Origin of the sequence: Exiguobacterium sp. R-39 (assembly GCF_049942815.1) — a bacterium.
Classification (GTDB): domain Bacteria; phylum Bacillota; class Bacilli; order Exiguobacteriales; family Exiguobacteriaceae; genus Exiguobacterium_A.
This window is the reverse complement of sequence record NZ_CP187965.1, coordinates 1880223-1895409: the sequence shown is the minus strand read 5'-3', so window position 1 is coordinate 1895409 and position 15187 is coordinate 1880223. Positions and strand designations below refer to the sequence as shown.

12 protein-coding genes are annotated in these 15187 nt (G+C 47.3%); all 12 read left to right on the top strand.

Going from position 1 to position 15187, the window contains the following annotated elements; genetic code table 11:
• Positions 1–41 precede the first annotated feature (41 nt).
• Positions 42–4337, top strand: coding sequence for a PolC-type DNA polymerase III (locus tag ACP26N_RS10070; protein ID WP_188004499.1), 4296 nt, complete (start codon positions 42–44; stop codon positions 4335–4337).
• A gap of 129 nt (positions 4338–4466) precedes the next feature.
• Positions 4467–4934, top strand: a complete 468-nt coding sequence (rimP, locus tag ACP26N_RS10065; RefSeq protein WP_114595525.1) for a ribosome maturation factor RimP — start codon at positions 4467–4469, stop codon at positions 4932–4934.
• A 16-nt stretch (positions 4935–4950) separates the two neighbouring features.
• Positions 4951–6078 (top strand): transcription termination factor NusA, encoded by a 1128-nt coding sequence (nusA, locus tag ACP26N_RS10060; protein ID WP_131502565.1) that lies wholly within the window; start codon positions 4951–4953, stop codon positions 6076–6078.
• Positions 6079–6081: 3 nt separating this feature from the next.
• Positions 6082–6351, top strand: a complete 270-nt coding sequence (gene rnpM / locus ACP26N_RS10055) for an RNase P modulator RnpM (RefSeq protein WP_012370709.1) — start codon at positions 6082–6084, stop codon at positions 6349–6351.
• Entirely contained in the window at positions 6344–6646 is a 303-nt protein-coding gene (locus ACP26N_RS10050; RefSeq protein ID WP_012370708.1) for a YlxQ family RNA-binding protein, read from the top strand. Before rnpM ends, ACP26N_RS10050 begins: the two co-directional genes overlap by 8 nt.
• 15 nt (positions 6647–6661) lie before the next feature.
• Positions 6662–8830 carry a translation initiation factor IF-2 gene (gene infB, locus ACP26N_RS10045; protein ID WP_026828043.1) on the top strand — a complete coding sequence of 723 codons (2169 nt, stop codon included), beginning with the start codon at positions 6662–6664 and terminating at the stop codon, positions 8828–8830.
• 36 nt (positions 8831–8866) lie between these two features.
• Positions 8867–9208 carry a 30S ribosome-binding factor RbfA gene (rbfA, locus tag ACP26N_RS10040; protein ID WP_012370706.1) on the top strand — a complete coding sequence of 114 codons (342 nt, stop codon included), beginning with the start codon at positions 8867–8869 and terminating at the stop codon, positions 9206–9208.
• 51 nt (positions 9209–9259) lie between these two features.
• A complete protein-coding gene (gene truB, locus ACP26N_RS10035; protein ID WP_131502564.1) occupies positions 9260–10168 on the top strand; it encodes a tRNA pseudouridine(55) synthase TruB in 909 nt (302 codons plus the stop codon).
• Between the two features lie 17 nt (positions 10169–10185).
• Positions 10186–11115 carry a bifunctional riboflavin kinase/FAD synthetase gene (locus ACP26N_RS10030; RefSeq protein WP_426353764.1) on the top strand — a complete coding sequence of 310 codons (930 nt, stop codon included), beginning with the start codon at positions 10186–10188 and terminating at the stop codon, positions 11113–11115.
• A 123-nt stretch (positions 11116–11238) separates the two neighbouring features.
• A complete protein-coding gene (gene rpsO / locus ACP26N_RS10025; RefSeq protein ID WP_012370703.1) occupies positions 11239–11508 on the top strand; it encodes a 30S ribosomal protein S15 in 270 nt (89 codons plus the stop codon).
• A 135-nt stretch (positions 11509–11643) separates the two neighbouring features.
• Positions 11644–13863, top strand: a complete 2220-nt coding sequence (gene pnp / locus ACP26N_RS10020; protein WP_131972525.1) for a polyribonucleotide nucleotidyltransferase — start codon at positions 11644–11646, stop codon at positions 13861–13863.
• A 78-nt stretch (positions 13864–13941) separates the two neighbouring features.
• Positions 13942–15183: a M16 family metallopeptidase gene (locus ACP26N_RS10015; RefSeq protein ID WP_426353762.1), complete on the top strand. Its 1242-nt coding sequence runs from the start codon at positions 13942–13944 to the stop codon at positions 15181–15183.
• The last annotated feature ends 4 nt before the right edge of the window (positions 15184–15187 follow it).

Genomic DNA, 15187 nt, shown 5'->3' with positions numbered 1-15187 from the left:
AGGAGTGGCTGTCATGGTGTGAAGCAACAACGACAGCACAAATGCGAGTGGATACACAACAACGCATGTCGCTCTTGATGAGCGATTTAGAATTACCAACCGGCATCGTTGAAGAATTTTTTACAGATGCTTCACTTGAAAAATTACGGGTCCAAAAAGCAACCGCGACATGGACTTTCCATATCCGACTGCTACAGGTCTTACCTCAAAACGTTTATCAGATGTTTTACAGTCGGCTGAAAAGCCGTTACCAACAGTTTGCGGAGGTCAAATTACTGCTTGAATCCGAGCAACGTCCCGACGCTAAACTATTTATTGATTACTGGCCGTATATCGTCGAGGATTTGGCTGATGCCTCGTCAGCGATGCGGAGTCATCTAAGCCGTGTTTTGCCGGAGTACCGGGACAATAAACTATTTATTCCGGTTCGAAGTGAACCGGAAGCCGGATTCCTGAAAAATGATCTTTGCGGTGAAATGCAATTATTATACGGGGCATACGGGTTCCCGAAATTTGTGTGTGAACCGGTCGTCCAGATGGATCAAACTGAGCAGGAAGAATTACGGAATCAGGTTAAACAGGAGGATATTGATGAAGCAAAACGAATGCTTGAACTTCAATTCAAACGGGAACAATCCCGTGACGATGACGAAGGACCAATTGATATCCGGATTGGAAAACCGATTCAAGACGAAGTGGTACCGATTAAGACGATTCAAGATGAAGAACGCCGGATTGCAATCCGGGGACTTGTTTTTGCGGCAGAAAGTCGGGAACTCCGCAGCGGAAAAACAATCTTTACATTTAAACTGACCGACTATACGGATTCTTTGGTCGTCAAAATGTTTGCCCGTGACGAGACCGATGTCAAAATCCTGTCGGCTATCAAAAAAGGCATGTGGATTCAAGTAGCGGGCCGTGTCGAATTTGATACGTTCTTGCGTGACTTGTGTATGATGATCGCCCAGTTGTCCGAAGTCAAAATGGAACTGCCGGCCGATCCATGGGCGGGTGAGAAACGGGTCGAGTTACATGCCCATTCCCAAATGAGTCAGATGGATGCTGTCATGAACGTGACGAAATATGTGGAGCGAGCAGCTGCCTGGGGGCACCCGGCAGTCGCCATCACTGATCACGCGGGGGCGCAAAGCTTCCCGGATGCGTATTATGCCGGAAAGAAAAACAACATCAAGGTGTTATACGGGATTGAAGCGAACGTCGTCAACGACGGGGTTCAGGTCGCGTATCATCCGGTCGATCAAGACTTGGAAAAAGCAACGTTTGTCGTTTTTGACGTCGAGACCACCGGATTGTCTGCGATGTATAACAAAATCATCGAGTTAGCCGCTGTTAAGATTTACGATGGAGACATCATCGACAAGTTCGAAGCGTTTGCTGATCCAAAACATCTCTTGTCAGCGACAACGATTGATTTAACGGGAATTACCGATGAGATGGTCCGCGGAAAACCGGACCCGGAACAAGTCGTCAAGGAATTCATGGACTGGGCGGGGGATTCGATTCTCGTTGCCCACAATGCTTCCTTTGATATCGGGTTCTTAAATGCCACATTACGGTCCGGTAACCATGATGAATCGACTTTACCCGTCATCGATACGCTCGAACTCGCGCGTGTCCTGATGCCGAGTCTTAAAAATCACCGTTTGAATACGCTCGCGAAACGATTTGATATTGAATTGACCCAGCATCACCGGGCGATTTACGATGCGGAAGCGACCGGCTATTTGATGCTCAAACTACTGCAAATGGCGGACGAGATGTTTAATATGAAGACTCACCTTTCGCTTAACCGGGAGATGGGAAAAGATATTTCACGGGCACGTCCGTATCATGCGACGGTCTATGCCAAAAACCGGACAGGTCTGAAAAACTTGTATCAGCTGATTTCGCTGGCGCATACGAAACACGTCCACCGTGTCGTCCGGACACCGCGTTCGCAACTCGTTGCGCACCGGGACGGTTTGATCATAGGTTCGGCCTGTGACAACGGGGAAGTGTTTGATGCAGCCCTTAATAAATCAGATGAAGATTTGGCGAAGGTCATGCGTTTTTATGATTTCATCGAAATTCAGCCACCTGCGATGTACGGTCATTTAATCGAACGGGAAATCGTTCAAAATGAGTTGGAACTGCGGGATTTGATCAAAAAGGTCATCCGGGTCGCGGAAGAAAACGATATTCTGCCGGTAGCGACGGGCAATGTGCATTATCTGGACACACATGACGCCACCTATCGGGAAGTGTTGATTCGGACGCAGGGCGGCGCCAACATGCTGAATATGCGTAAACAATTGCCGCCGGCCCATTTCCGGACGACACAAGAAATGATGAGTGATTTTAAATTTTTAGGACCGGAACTGTCGGAGCGGCTTGTCATCATCAATAGTCAGAAAATCGCCGGCTGGTTTGAAAATATTGATATCATTCCAAAAGATTTGTTCACGCCTAAAATTGAAGGCGCGGATGAAGAGGTCCGGTCGTTGTCGTATGACATGGCGCATCGCATTTACGGCGATGTCCTGCCGGAAATCGTCGAAGCACGGCTCGAAAAGGAACTCAAATCGATTATCGGTCACGGATTTGCCGTCATTTATCTGATTTCGCACAAGCTCGTAAAAAAATCACTCGATGATGGATATCTCGTCGGATCCCGGGGATCGGTCGGTTCGAGCCTCGTCGCGACGATGACGGAAATCACGGAAGTCAATCCGTTACCACCGCATTACGTCTGTCCGAATTGTAAGGAGTCGGAATTCTTTGATGATGGATCGGTTGGTTCTGGATTCGACTTACCGGATAAAACGTGTAAGACGTGTGACGTGCCGTTAATCAAAGACGGGCACGATATTCCGTTTGAGACGTTCCTTGGATTCAAAGGGGATAAAGTACCGGATATTGATTTAAACTTCAGTGGAGAATACCAGCCGAAAGCCCACGCCTATACAAAAGTCTTGTTTGGTGACGACTATGTGTACCGAGCCGGGACAATTGGTACGATTGCCGAGAAAACGGCTTACGGCTACGTCAAAGGATATCAGTCTGAAAATGATTTAAACTACCGGAATGCTGAAGTCGACCGGCTCGTCAGCGGTGTGACCGGTGTCAAACGGACGACGGGTCAGCATCCGGGTGGGATCATCGTTGTTCCGGATTATATGGACATTTATGATATCAGTCCGATTCAATTCCCGGCGGATGACATGGGGTCCGAGTGGAAAACGACCCACTTTGATTTCCATTCGATCCACGATAACTTATTGAAACTGGATATCCTCGGACATGATGATCCGACGATGATTCGGATGCTGCAAGATTTGTCGGGACGCGATCCGAAAACGATTCCCGTCGATGATGCAGAGGTCATGAAGATTTTCAGTTCGACAGAATCGATTGGCGTGACACCGGAACAGATTGATTCGAAAACCGGGACGCTTGGGATTCCAGAGTTTGGGACAAAATTTGTCCGACAGATGCTTGAAGAAACAAAACCGACGACTTTTTCAGAACTTGTCCAGATTTCCGGTCTGTCTCACGGCACGGATGTCTGGCTCGGTAATGCCAGTGAGCTGATTTATAACGGAACATGTGAACTGAAAGACGTCATCGGTTGCCGGGATGATATCATGGTCTATTTGATTTACGCGGGTCTTGAACCGTCACTTGCCTTTAAAATCATGGAATCGGTCCGTAAAGGGAAAGGTCTTTCAATTGAGATGGAAGAGGCGATGATTGAAAATCATGTACCGCTTTGGTATATCGATTCGTGTAAAAAAATCAAGTACATGTTCCCGAAAGCCCACGCCGCGGCCTATGTGTTGATGGCCGTCCGGATTGCTTATTATAAAGTCCATCATCCGATGTACTATTATGCCTCTTACTTCACGGTTCGTGCCGGTGATTTTGATATCGGGGCGATGAACAAGGGATCGGCAGCGATCCGCAAAGTATTGCAGGATATCAAAGATAAAGGATTTGAAGCAACGGCGAAAGACAAGGGGCTGTACACCGTGCTTGAGATTGCGCTTGAAATGATTGAACGGGGCTTTACCTTCAGCAAAGTCGATTTGTATAAATCGAGTGCATCCGAGTTTCTGATTGATGGAGATTCGCTACTGCCGCCGTTCGATGCTGTCACCGGTCTTGGAACGAACGCGGCGAAACAAATCGTCGAAGCCCGAAAAGGCGGTGAGTTCCTGTCGAAGGAAGATTTGCAAAAACGGGCGAAACTCTCGAAGTCGATTATCGAAACGCTGGATAATCTCGGTTGTCTGGAAGGTCTTCCGGATGAGAACCAACTCTCGTTATTTGACCTCTAAAGCCTTGCGGATGCTTGCTTAAGAAGGTGCATTATGCTATATTGAGTGAGGAAATGTTTTTTATACTACGACTTGGAAGGAGTAGGGGGACCTGCTCCTTTCTTGTTTGTTTTTTGAAGGAGGATGAAGATGACGAACGTAACTGAGAAGGTCGAACAACTCGCTAAACCGATCGTAGAACGAGAGGGGATGGAGCTTGTCGACGTCGAATTCGTCAAAGAGGGGGCGGATTGGTTCCTACGTGTCTCCATCGATAAAGAAGGTGGCGTTGACCTGGAAGACTGTGTCAACATCAATGAAAAGTTATCGGAAGCATTGAATCAAGATGATCCGATTGACGAACCCTACTATTTAGATGTTGCGAGTCCAGGTGCTGAACGACCACTCAAAAAAACCGAGGATTTCGAAAAGGCGATTGGCAAACACGTCTATATCAAGACACATGATCCCGTCAAGGATGCGACAGAATTTGAGGGTACACTACTGACTTATTCTGAAGAAATGCTTGAACTCGAAGTCCGTGTGAAGACACGAAAATTGAAAATTGAAATACCGGTGAACAAGATCGCGATGGCGCGGCTTGCGGTAGTGTTCTAAGGAAAGGAAGAGAACGATGGGACCACAGTTACTTGAAGCAATCGAACAAATCGCTAAAGAAAAAGAGATTGATAAGAATATCATCATCGATGCGCTGGAACAGGCATTGATTTCCGCTTATCGTCGCAACTTTGGAAAAGAGTCGGAGGCAGTAAAAGTCGAATTTGACCAACAGACAGGAGATATCCGTGTCTTTGCCTTAAAAGAGGTTGTTGAACGTTTGACACAGCCGGAAGAACAGCTTTCACTCGAGGAAGCACACGAAATCGATCCAACGTATGAACTCGGTGATTTCCATAAAGTCGAAGTGACACCAGGTGATTTCGGACGTGTCGCAGCACAAACGGCGAAACAAATCGTCACACAAAAGATGCGCGAAGCAGAGCGGGAACGTATTTACAATCATTTCGCCGACCGGGAAGATGAAATCATGACCGGAATGGTTGAACGTCAGGATGCACGTAATCTTTACGTTAACCTGGAGGGGATTGAAGCCGTACTGACGACACACGAACAGATGCCGAATGAACGTTTCGGAATCCGGGAATACATCAAAGTATACGTAACGAAAGTCGATCCAATGGTCAAGGGATCAGGCGCATCGATTCTTGTATCGCGGACACACCCAGGTTTATTAAAACGTCTGTTTGAAATCGAAGTACCTGAAATCGCCAGCGGCGAAGTTGAAGTGAAGTCGGTAGCACGTGAAGCCGGCGACCGTTCGAAGATTGCCGTTGCTTCCGACGAAATCGATCCTGTCGGTGCATGTGTCGGTCAAAAAGGAGCGCGTGTCCAACGTATCGTTAACGAATTAAACGGAGAAAAGATTGATATCGTCCGTTATTCAGATGATCCGAAAGAATACGTCGCCAATGCATTAAGTCCAGCACAAGTCGTCGCCGTATATGTCAATGAGCCGGCAAAAGCGACAATCGTCGTCGTACCGGACTTCCAATTGTCACTTGCGATCGGGAAACGTGGTCAAAATGCCCGTTTAGCTGCCAAGTTAACAGGATGGAAAATTGACATCAAGAGCGAATCAGAAGCAGAATCGATGGAATTGAAAGATGTCTTCATGAAAGTCGAACCTGCGGCAACAGAAGCAGTTGACGTGGAAACGGTCCAAGTCGAAGGCGAGGAATAATTCGTGCAAAAAAAGGTACCATTACGCAAATGTGTCATCACACAAGAGATGCGTCCTAAAAAAGAGTTAATTCGGGTCGTCCGGACACCTGACAGTGAGGTTGTCGTCGATCTTAATGGTAAAATGAATGGGCGAGGCGCCTATTTGACGAAAGATGCCACTGTCATTGCGACAGCAAAAAAGAAGCGCACACTCGATCACCATCTGAAAGTCAAAACAACAGATGCGTTATATGATCAATTGCTTGCGATCGCGGGAGGTACACATGAGTAAATGGGAATCGCTCCTTGGTCTCGCGAACCGAGCGCGGAAAGTGACGACTGGAGAAGAACTCGTACTGAAAGAAGTACGGGGGGGACAAGCCAAACTCGTCCTCTTAGCAGCAGATGCGGGGGCTGCCACGCGTAAGAAAGTGACGGATAAATGTACAAGTTATCGTGTTCCGTACATCGAAGTCGGAGATCGAAACATTCTTGGACATGCACTTGGGAAAGACGCGCGTGTTGTCGTGTCAGTCAACGAAGCCGGATTTGCGAAAAAGCTAACGGAACTCCTCTCGAACGATTAACTGGAGGTGGATCTTTTGGGTAAACGTGTATACGAATTCGCGAAAGAACAGAATGTAACGAGTAAGCAGGTCATCGCCCAGCTCGAAAAGCTGGAAAAACCCGTTAAGAATCATATGGCGGTTTTAGATGAACAGACAGTACAGCAACTCGACAAAGTATTTAATCCCGAGAAACATCGGGTCCAAAAAACGGAGGCTCCAAAACAAGTGAAATCAGACAATAAACCGAACAGACCAGGAACAACTAACAAACCAGCAGGGAACCAATCACGCAATACAAAAGGCGGACGTCCGGAATTCGGAAACCGCAATAACCGCGGTGGAAAACGCCGTCCACAGAAAAAAGTGGAACCACGTAAACTGGAAGTAGCAGACCCAAATTCAAAATCAAGTCAACGAAAAGCAGCACGTCGGGCGCAAGAAGAAGCAATGGCGAACGTCGTTCAATACGCAGACAACTTAACAGTCGGCGAATTGGCTGAAAAAATGGATAAAAAACCAAACGAACTGATCATGAAATTGATGGGAATGGGCGTTATGGCGACCATTAACCAAGATCTCGATGATGAGACGGTTGAATTGCTTGCATCTGACTTCGGATTTGAAGTCGAAAAAACAGTTAAAGTCGATGAAACAGACTTCGATGCATATGAACTGAACCTCGATAACTACGAATTGTCAGAACGTCCACCGGTCGTTACAATCATGGGACACGTTGACCACGGTAAAACGACATTGCTTGACTCGATCCGAAACACAAAAGTCACAGCAGGCGAAGCCGGCGGAATTACGCAGCATATCGGTGCCTACCAAGTAGAAATCGAAGGAAAGAAAATTACATTCCTCGATACACCAGGTCACGCCGCGTTTACAACAATGCGTGCACGTGGGGCAGATGTCACGGATATCGCCATCATCGTTGTCGCAGCAGATGACGGCGTCATGCCGCAAACGGAAGAAGCGATCAGCCACGCAAAAGCAGCCGGAGTTCCAATCATCGTTGCTGTCAACAAGATGGATAAAGAAGGCGCTAATCCAGACCGTGTCAAACAAGAATTGACGGAGTTCGAACTCGTAGCCGAGGACTGGGGCGGTGACACGATTTTCGTACCGGTTTCAGCTCTTAAAGGAGACGGAATCGACGAGTTGCTTGAGATGATTCTTCTTGTCTCCGAAGTCCAAGAATATAAATCTACACCGGACATGCACGGACGCGGAACGGTCATCGAAGCGAAACTCGATAAAGGACGCGGACCTGTTGCGACATTGCTCGTCCAACACGGAACACTTCGTGTCGGAGATCCAATTGTCGTCGGTCATACGTTCGGCCGGATTCGGGCAATGGTCAACGATATCGGTCGCCGTGTCAAAGAGGTTGGCCCGTCGACACCAATCGAAATTACAGGCTTGAACGATGTACCAAAAGCCGGAGATCAATTCTTTGCGTTTGAAGATGAGAAAAAAGCCCGTCAAATCGGGGAAGCGCGTTACCAACGTGAAATCGAGGCACAACGCCGCGATTCAGCGAAAGTCAGTTTGGAAGATCTCTTCGACCGGATCAAAGAAGGCGAAGTCAAAGACCTCAACATCATCATCAAAGGTGACGTTCAAGGTTCAGTCGAAGCCCTCGCCGGTTCACTCAAGAAAATCGACGTCGAAGGTGCTAAGATCAACATCGTCCACTCAGGTGTTGGTGCCATCACAGAAGGTGATGTCATCTTGGCTTCAGCAGCTAACGCCATCATCATCGGCTTTAACGTCCGTCCAGATGGTAACGCGAAATCGATGGCAGACCAAGAGAAGGTTGAGATTCGTCTTCACAAAATCATCTACAATGCGATCGAAGAAATCGAACAAGCGATGAAAGGTCTTCTTGACCCAGAATTCGTTGAGAAAATCATTGGTCAAGCTGAAGTTCGTGACGTCATCAAAGTCTCGAAAGTCGGAACGATTGCCGGTGGTTATGTCACAGAAGGTAAATTGACACGTGCTGCAGGTGTTCGTGTTGTTCGTGACAGCATCGTTATTTATGAAGGAAAACTCGATACGTTGCGCCGCTTCAAAGACGATGTCAAAGAAGTAGCAGCCGGTTACGAGTGTGGAATCAAGATCGAACGATACGACGATATCAAAGTAGACGATGTCATCGAAGCGTTCATCATGGAAGAAGTTAAACGCAAGTAACAGAACGGATCAGAATCCGAACTGGAGGGATATAGAATGAGCGTACGTTCCAATCGTGTAGCAGAGCAGGTGCGTAAAGAAATTACGCAAATGTTGATTAAAGATGTGAATGATCCGCGTGTCAAGGCGGTGACGGTAACCGGTGTTGAAGTCACAGGTGACTTACAACAAGCAACGATCTTTTATTCGGTGCTCGGTGATGAAACGGTGCGTGAAGAAGCGCGCGTTGGTCTTGAAAAGTCAAAAGGGTTCATGCGTAAAGAAATCGGATCACGGATCCGTTTACGGAAGACACCTGAATTGCTGTTTGAGATCGATACATCTGTCGAGTACGGATCACGGATCGACGAATTGCTCCGGAACTTGAACAAGGATTAACAAGACAAGGGCAACCACACCTGTGGTTGTCCTTTTTTAGGAGGGACAAGGATGGAACCCATCGGAGTATTACCGTTAGATAAACCAGCAGGTATGACGAGTCACGATTGTGTTTTTCGACTGCGTCGCCTTTTTCAAACAAAAAAAGTCGGACATACCGGAACGCTTGATCCGGAAGTGACAGGTGTCTTGCCGATTTGTCTCGGACGAGCAACGAAGCTTGCGCGCTTCATTACGGACGAAGGGAAGAAGTATGTCGCAGAAGTGACGATTGGCTATGCGACGACAACCGAAGATGCCCACGGGGAAACCGTTCGGGAAACGCCGGTCCCACCTGATGCATTTACGGAGCAGCAAGTCGATGAAATACTCAATCAACTGACCGGACAGCTGGAACAGACACCGCCCTATTATTCGGCCGTGAAAGTAAACGGGAAAAAATTATATGAATATGCCCGTAAAGGCATCGAAGTGGAACGACCGACCCGAATCGTTCAAATCGATACACTGGACCGAACATCTGAATTGACTTTTGAAGACGGTGTCTGCCGTTTTCAAATCGAAATTGCCTGCGGAAAAGGCACGTACATCCGGACACTTGCGGTTGAAATCGGTGAACGGTTAGGTTATGCGGCCCATATGAGTGAATTGCGCCGGACAAGCTCGGGTGCGATGTCCGAAACAGAAGCGGTGACACTTGCAACACTTGAAGCCTGTGAGACGGTGGAAGAGCGGATGCAGTACGTTTTACCGATTGAACAAGTCATTCAAAAGTGGCCACGGTTGACTGTAGATGCCGAGACAGCGGCCCGTGTCTTGAATGGTGCCAAGTTAGCAGGCATTCCGGTCGAATTTGAACGCTTTACTGTCTATAATGAAGAGGGCATCCCTTTAGCAATCTATCGGCTTGATTCCGAAATCAATATGGGACGCGTAGAAGTCATGTTACAAATCGATTAGGATCGGAGAGATCAGGAATGGACATCATTCATTTAACATATCCAGAACAACCAGTAGAAGACCCGGCTGTTATTGCACTCGGCTTTTTTGATGGCGTACATCTTGGACACCAACGTGTTTTACAAACCGCAATTGAAAAAAGCCGCGAATTACATCTGCCGGTAGCGGTCATGACGTTTGACCCTCATCCGAAACAAGTACTTGGTAACGGAACGGAACAGATTCTCTACATTACACCGCTGGACCGAAAACTCGAAAAGATGGCGCAACTTGGCATTGACCGGGTGTATGTCATTGAATTCACAGTCGCCTTTTCAGAGTTGTCACCACAAGACTTCGTTGACCACTATTTAATTGCTGCCGGAGCACGCCACATTGTTGCAGGATTTGATTATTCGTATGGACGGTTCGGGGCCGGCAAAATGGCGACGCTTGATTTCCACAGTCGTGGACGATTTGATCATACGATCGTTTCAGAACACCAAGCAGACGATGAAAAGGTCAGCTCGACACGAATTCGTCGTTTACTCGCAGATGGCGCCGTTGCAGAGGCAGCTCTGTTGTTAGGTGAGCCGTATCAAACGAAAGGGATTGTCATTCATGGCGACGCCCGCGGTCGCCAAATTGGATTTCCGACCGCCAATATCCGCCCGGAATTTGCTTATGTCATTCCGAAACTAGGTGTCTATGCGACGTTCGTTCATCTAGAGGATGGGCGAAAATTTCCGGCGATGACGAACATCGGACGGAGACCGACGTTTTATGAGACGGGAGAAGTCAGCATCGAAACTCACCTGCTCGCATTTGACGAAGATTTATATGGACAGGAACTGAAGCTCGAATGGATGGCTTACTTACGGGACGAACAAGCATTCGATGGAATTGAGAGTTTAAAAAGTCAACTTGCCCAAGATAAAATTCACGCGATGCAGGCATTAACGGTTTGACAGACGGTGACGGGTTCGTTATGATGAGTCAGTACGAATACGTACAGCCGGTTGGCTTGGCATCAGGTCTCACCATCCGATGCTCGGCAATACGGTCATTCAAAAGATGGAGGTGGAGTGACAATGGCACTCACTAAAGAACGTAAAAATGAAATTATCGAAGCTTATGCTACGAAACAAGGCGATACTGGTTCGCCGGAAGTACAAGTTGCTGTTTTAACTGAACAGATCACAACTTTAAACGATCACTTACGTACACACAAAAAGGATCACCACTCACGTCGTGGTCTCTTGAAAATGGTTGGTCGTCGCCGTAACTTGCTCACATACCTTCGTAACAAGGATGTTTCACGTTACCGTTCATTGATCGAGCGTCTTGGTCTTCGTCGCTAATCCGAACAGATCAACAAGGAAGCAGGAGCATCGTCTCCTGCTTCTTTTTTTTGCCGATTCGTGGACATTTGGCGCAAGAACATCCATAATTAGATTTGAATGAAAAAACGGATAGAAGTGAGAGGGGATTTGTGCATGTCACAAACAAAGCAGACGTTTTCGACCGAACTCGGTGGACGTCCATTAACAATTGAAATCGGTCAACTGGCCAAACAAGCAAACGGAGCAGCATTGATCCGTTACGGTGAGACGGCAGTCCTTGCGACGGTCGTAGCATCAAAACAACCGAAAGACTTAGATTTCTTCCCATTAACCGTGAACTATGAAGAAAAATTATATGCAGCAGGTAAGATTCCGGGCGGCTTCCTAAAACGTGAAGGACGTCCGGGCGAAAACGCGATTTTGACATCACGTTTGATTGACCGTCCGATCCGTCCCTTGTTCCCAGATGGATTCCGTCATGACATCCAAGTTGCAACGACGGTCTTATCTTCAGATGAAGACAATTCACCAGAAGTCGCAGCGATGATCGGGGCTTCCATTGCCTTGTCGATTTCAGACATTCCATTTGATGGTCCGATTGCCGGCGTGACGATTGGTCGCGTGAACGGTGAGTTCATCATCAACCCGACAATGAGTCAAGCAGCTGAAAGTGATATCGACCTTCAAGTTGCCGGAACGAAACATGCGGTCAACATGGTCGAAGCCGGAGCAAAAGAAGTGTCGGAAGAAGCGATGCTTGAAGCGATTCTTCTCGGACATGATGTCATCAAGACATTGATTGCGTTCCAAGAAGAAATCGTCGCAGCCGTTGGTCAAGAGAAATTCGCCTATACGGTTTCTTCGTTTGACGAGACTCTTGTCAACCGCTTGAAAGCCGATGCACTTGCAGAAGTCACGATGGCGGTTCAAGTCGAAGAAAAACAAGCACGTGATCTTGCCATCAACGAAGTCATTTCGAAATATATCGATCAGTACGCAGCAGATGATTCGATTACGGAAGCGCAATTGGCAGAAGTATCGGGTGTCTTGAACAAATTCGTCAAAACAGAAGTACGTCGTTTGATTACAGAAGACAAAGTCCGTCCAGACGGTCGTGGTCTTGCTGAAATCCGTCCGCTTGACTCGGAAATCGGATTGTTACCACGTGCACACGGTTCAGGTTTGTTCACACGTGGTCAAACACAAGTCTTGTCTGTCGCGACGCTCGGTGTCGCAGGAGATGCGCAAATCATCGATGGACTTGGACTCAAAGCAGAAAAACGTTTCATGCACCATTATAACTTCCCGCCGTTCTCAGTCGGAGAAGCTCGTCCGATGCGTGCACCGGGTCGTCGTGAAATCGGTCACGGAGCACTCGGGGAGCGTGCACTGTTACCAGTTCTTCCATCAGAAACAGATTTCCCTTACACGATTCGTCTCGTGTCAGAAGTTCTTGAATCAAACGGTTCGTCTTCACAGGCATCGATTTGTGGATCAATCCTTGCGATGATGGATGCAGGTGTGCCGCTGAAAGCACCGGTCGCCGGAATTGCAATGGGCTTGATTAAAGAAGGCGAAAACTATTCGATCCTGACAGACATTCAAGGGATGGAAGATCATCTCGGCGATATGGACTTTAAAGTCGCAGGAACTAAAGACGGAGTGACTGCTCTTCAAATGGATATGAAGATTGGCGGAATTACGCGTCAAATTTTAGAAGAGGCGCTTGAACAAGCGCGTCTCGGTCGTTTACACATCCTTGAACACATGAATTCAGTCATTGCTGAACCACGTGTCGAGTTGTCTAAATATGCACCGAAAATCGTCACATTGAAAATCAATCCGGATAAAATCCGTGATGTGATTGGACCCGGCGGTAAAGTCATCAACAGCATCATCGATGAGACGGGTGTTAAAATCGATATCGACCAAGACGGAACAGTCTTTATCGCGTCAACGGATCAAGACGGCATCAATCGTGCTCGTCAGTTGATTGAAGATATCGTCCGTGAAGTCGTCATCGGAGAAGAATTTGACGGGACAGTTCGCCGCGTCGAAAAATTCGGTGCTTTCGTCGAACTATTCAAAGGGAAAGATGCTCTTGTACACATCTCGGAATTAGCACTTGAGCGTGTTGGCCAAACTGAAGATGTCGTCAAATTAGGCGATAAATTGAAAGTCCGTGTCACAGAAGTCGATGACAAAGGACGTGTCAATGCATCGCATAAAGTATTGCTTGTTGAAGGTATGAGTGCGGAAGATCGTGCCGCATACGATGAAAAGAAAAAAACAGAGCGTGACAGCCGCCCGCCGCGTCGGGATACTGGATCTCGCCCACCACGTGACGGACAACGTCCACCGCGTCGTAACTAATGAAAACAAAGGTGGCTCAACGGTGCGAATACGTGCACCGCGGGCCACCTTGTTTCATATTTCAAGGAGGAATGAACGATGGTCGAAAGACTTGTATTAGAGAATGGGGTTCGAATCGTTAGTGAACGGATCGAGAATGCCCGGAGTGTAGCAACCGGTATTTTCATCAAAGCCGGTTCCCGGACGGAAACCAAAGAAGAACATGGCATCAGCCATTTGATTGAACACATGATGTTTAAAGGGACGAAAAAACAATCGGCAAAAGAAATTGCCGTTTATTTTGACCGCTTGGGTGGTAATATTAATGCATTCACGAGTAAAGATCAGACCTGTTATTATGTAAAGACATTGGATGAACATGCCATCACGGCGTTTGATGTCCTCGCTGACATGTTTTTGGAGTCGACGTTCGACGAAGAGGAACTGGAAAAAGAAAAGCGGGTCGTGATTGAAGAAATTAAAATGTACGAAGATACACCAGATGATTTGGTGCACGAACTGTTAGCAGTGGCCGCTTACGGGGAAGACGTCATGGCCCGACCGATTCTCGGTACGGAAGAAAGCGTCAAGCAACTGAGCCGTCAAATGATTGTAGAGTACCTGCAGGAAGCGTATGCACCGGAACAAATCGTCATCTCGGTTGCAGGGCATGTGACGGATGAATTGATTACACAAATTAAAAATCGGTTCAGTACACTGCGGACAAGTGAAACCGTCCGCCAAATTGAAGAACCGACTTTGAAAAGTGACACGTTGCAGAAAGAAAAAGACACGGAACAAGTCCATGTTTGTTATAACTTCCGAGCAATCCCTTCTGCTGATGATCGTTTGCCGACGTTAGCCTTACTCAATAATGCGTTCGGAGCGACGATGTCGAGCCGCCTGTTCCAATCGATTCGCGAAGACCGTGGATTAGCCTATTCCGTCTTTTCGTACTATACGACATTCGATGATCATGGCACGTTTACGATTTATGTCGGAACATCAAAAGAAACGCTGGAAGAAGTTGAAACCGTTCTTTCAACGGAAATCAAACAACTGCTCGAACATGGTCTGACGACGAAAGAGCTAGAAGATGGAATCGAGCAGTTAAAAGGATCGTTGATTTTAGGAAATGAGAGTATATCCAGTCATATGAACCGTAATGCCCGGAATGAACTCCATTTAGGAATGCATCCGACGCTAGAAGATGTACTGGCAGAAGCGGAACAGATTACGCCTGCTAACGTTCAGGAAATGATTGCGTATATCTTTAGTGAACCACCGGCTAAAGCTTACATCTTGCCGGAAATCGATGAGGCAGACCTTGAAACCGAGTGAACCT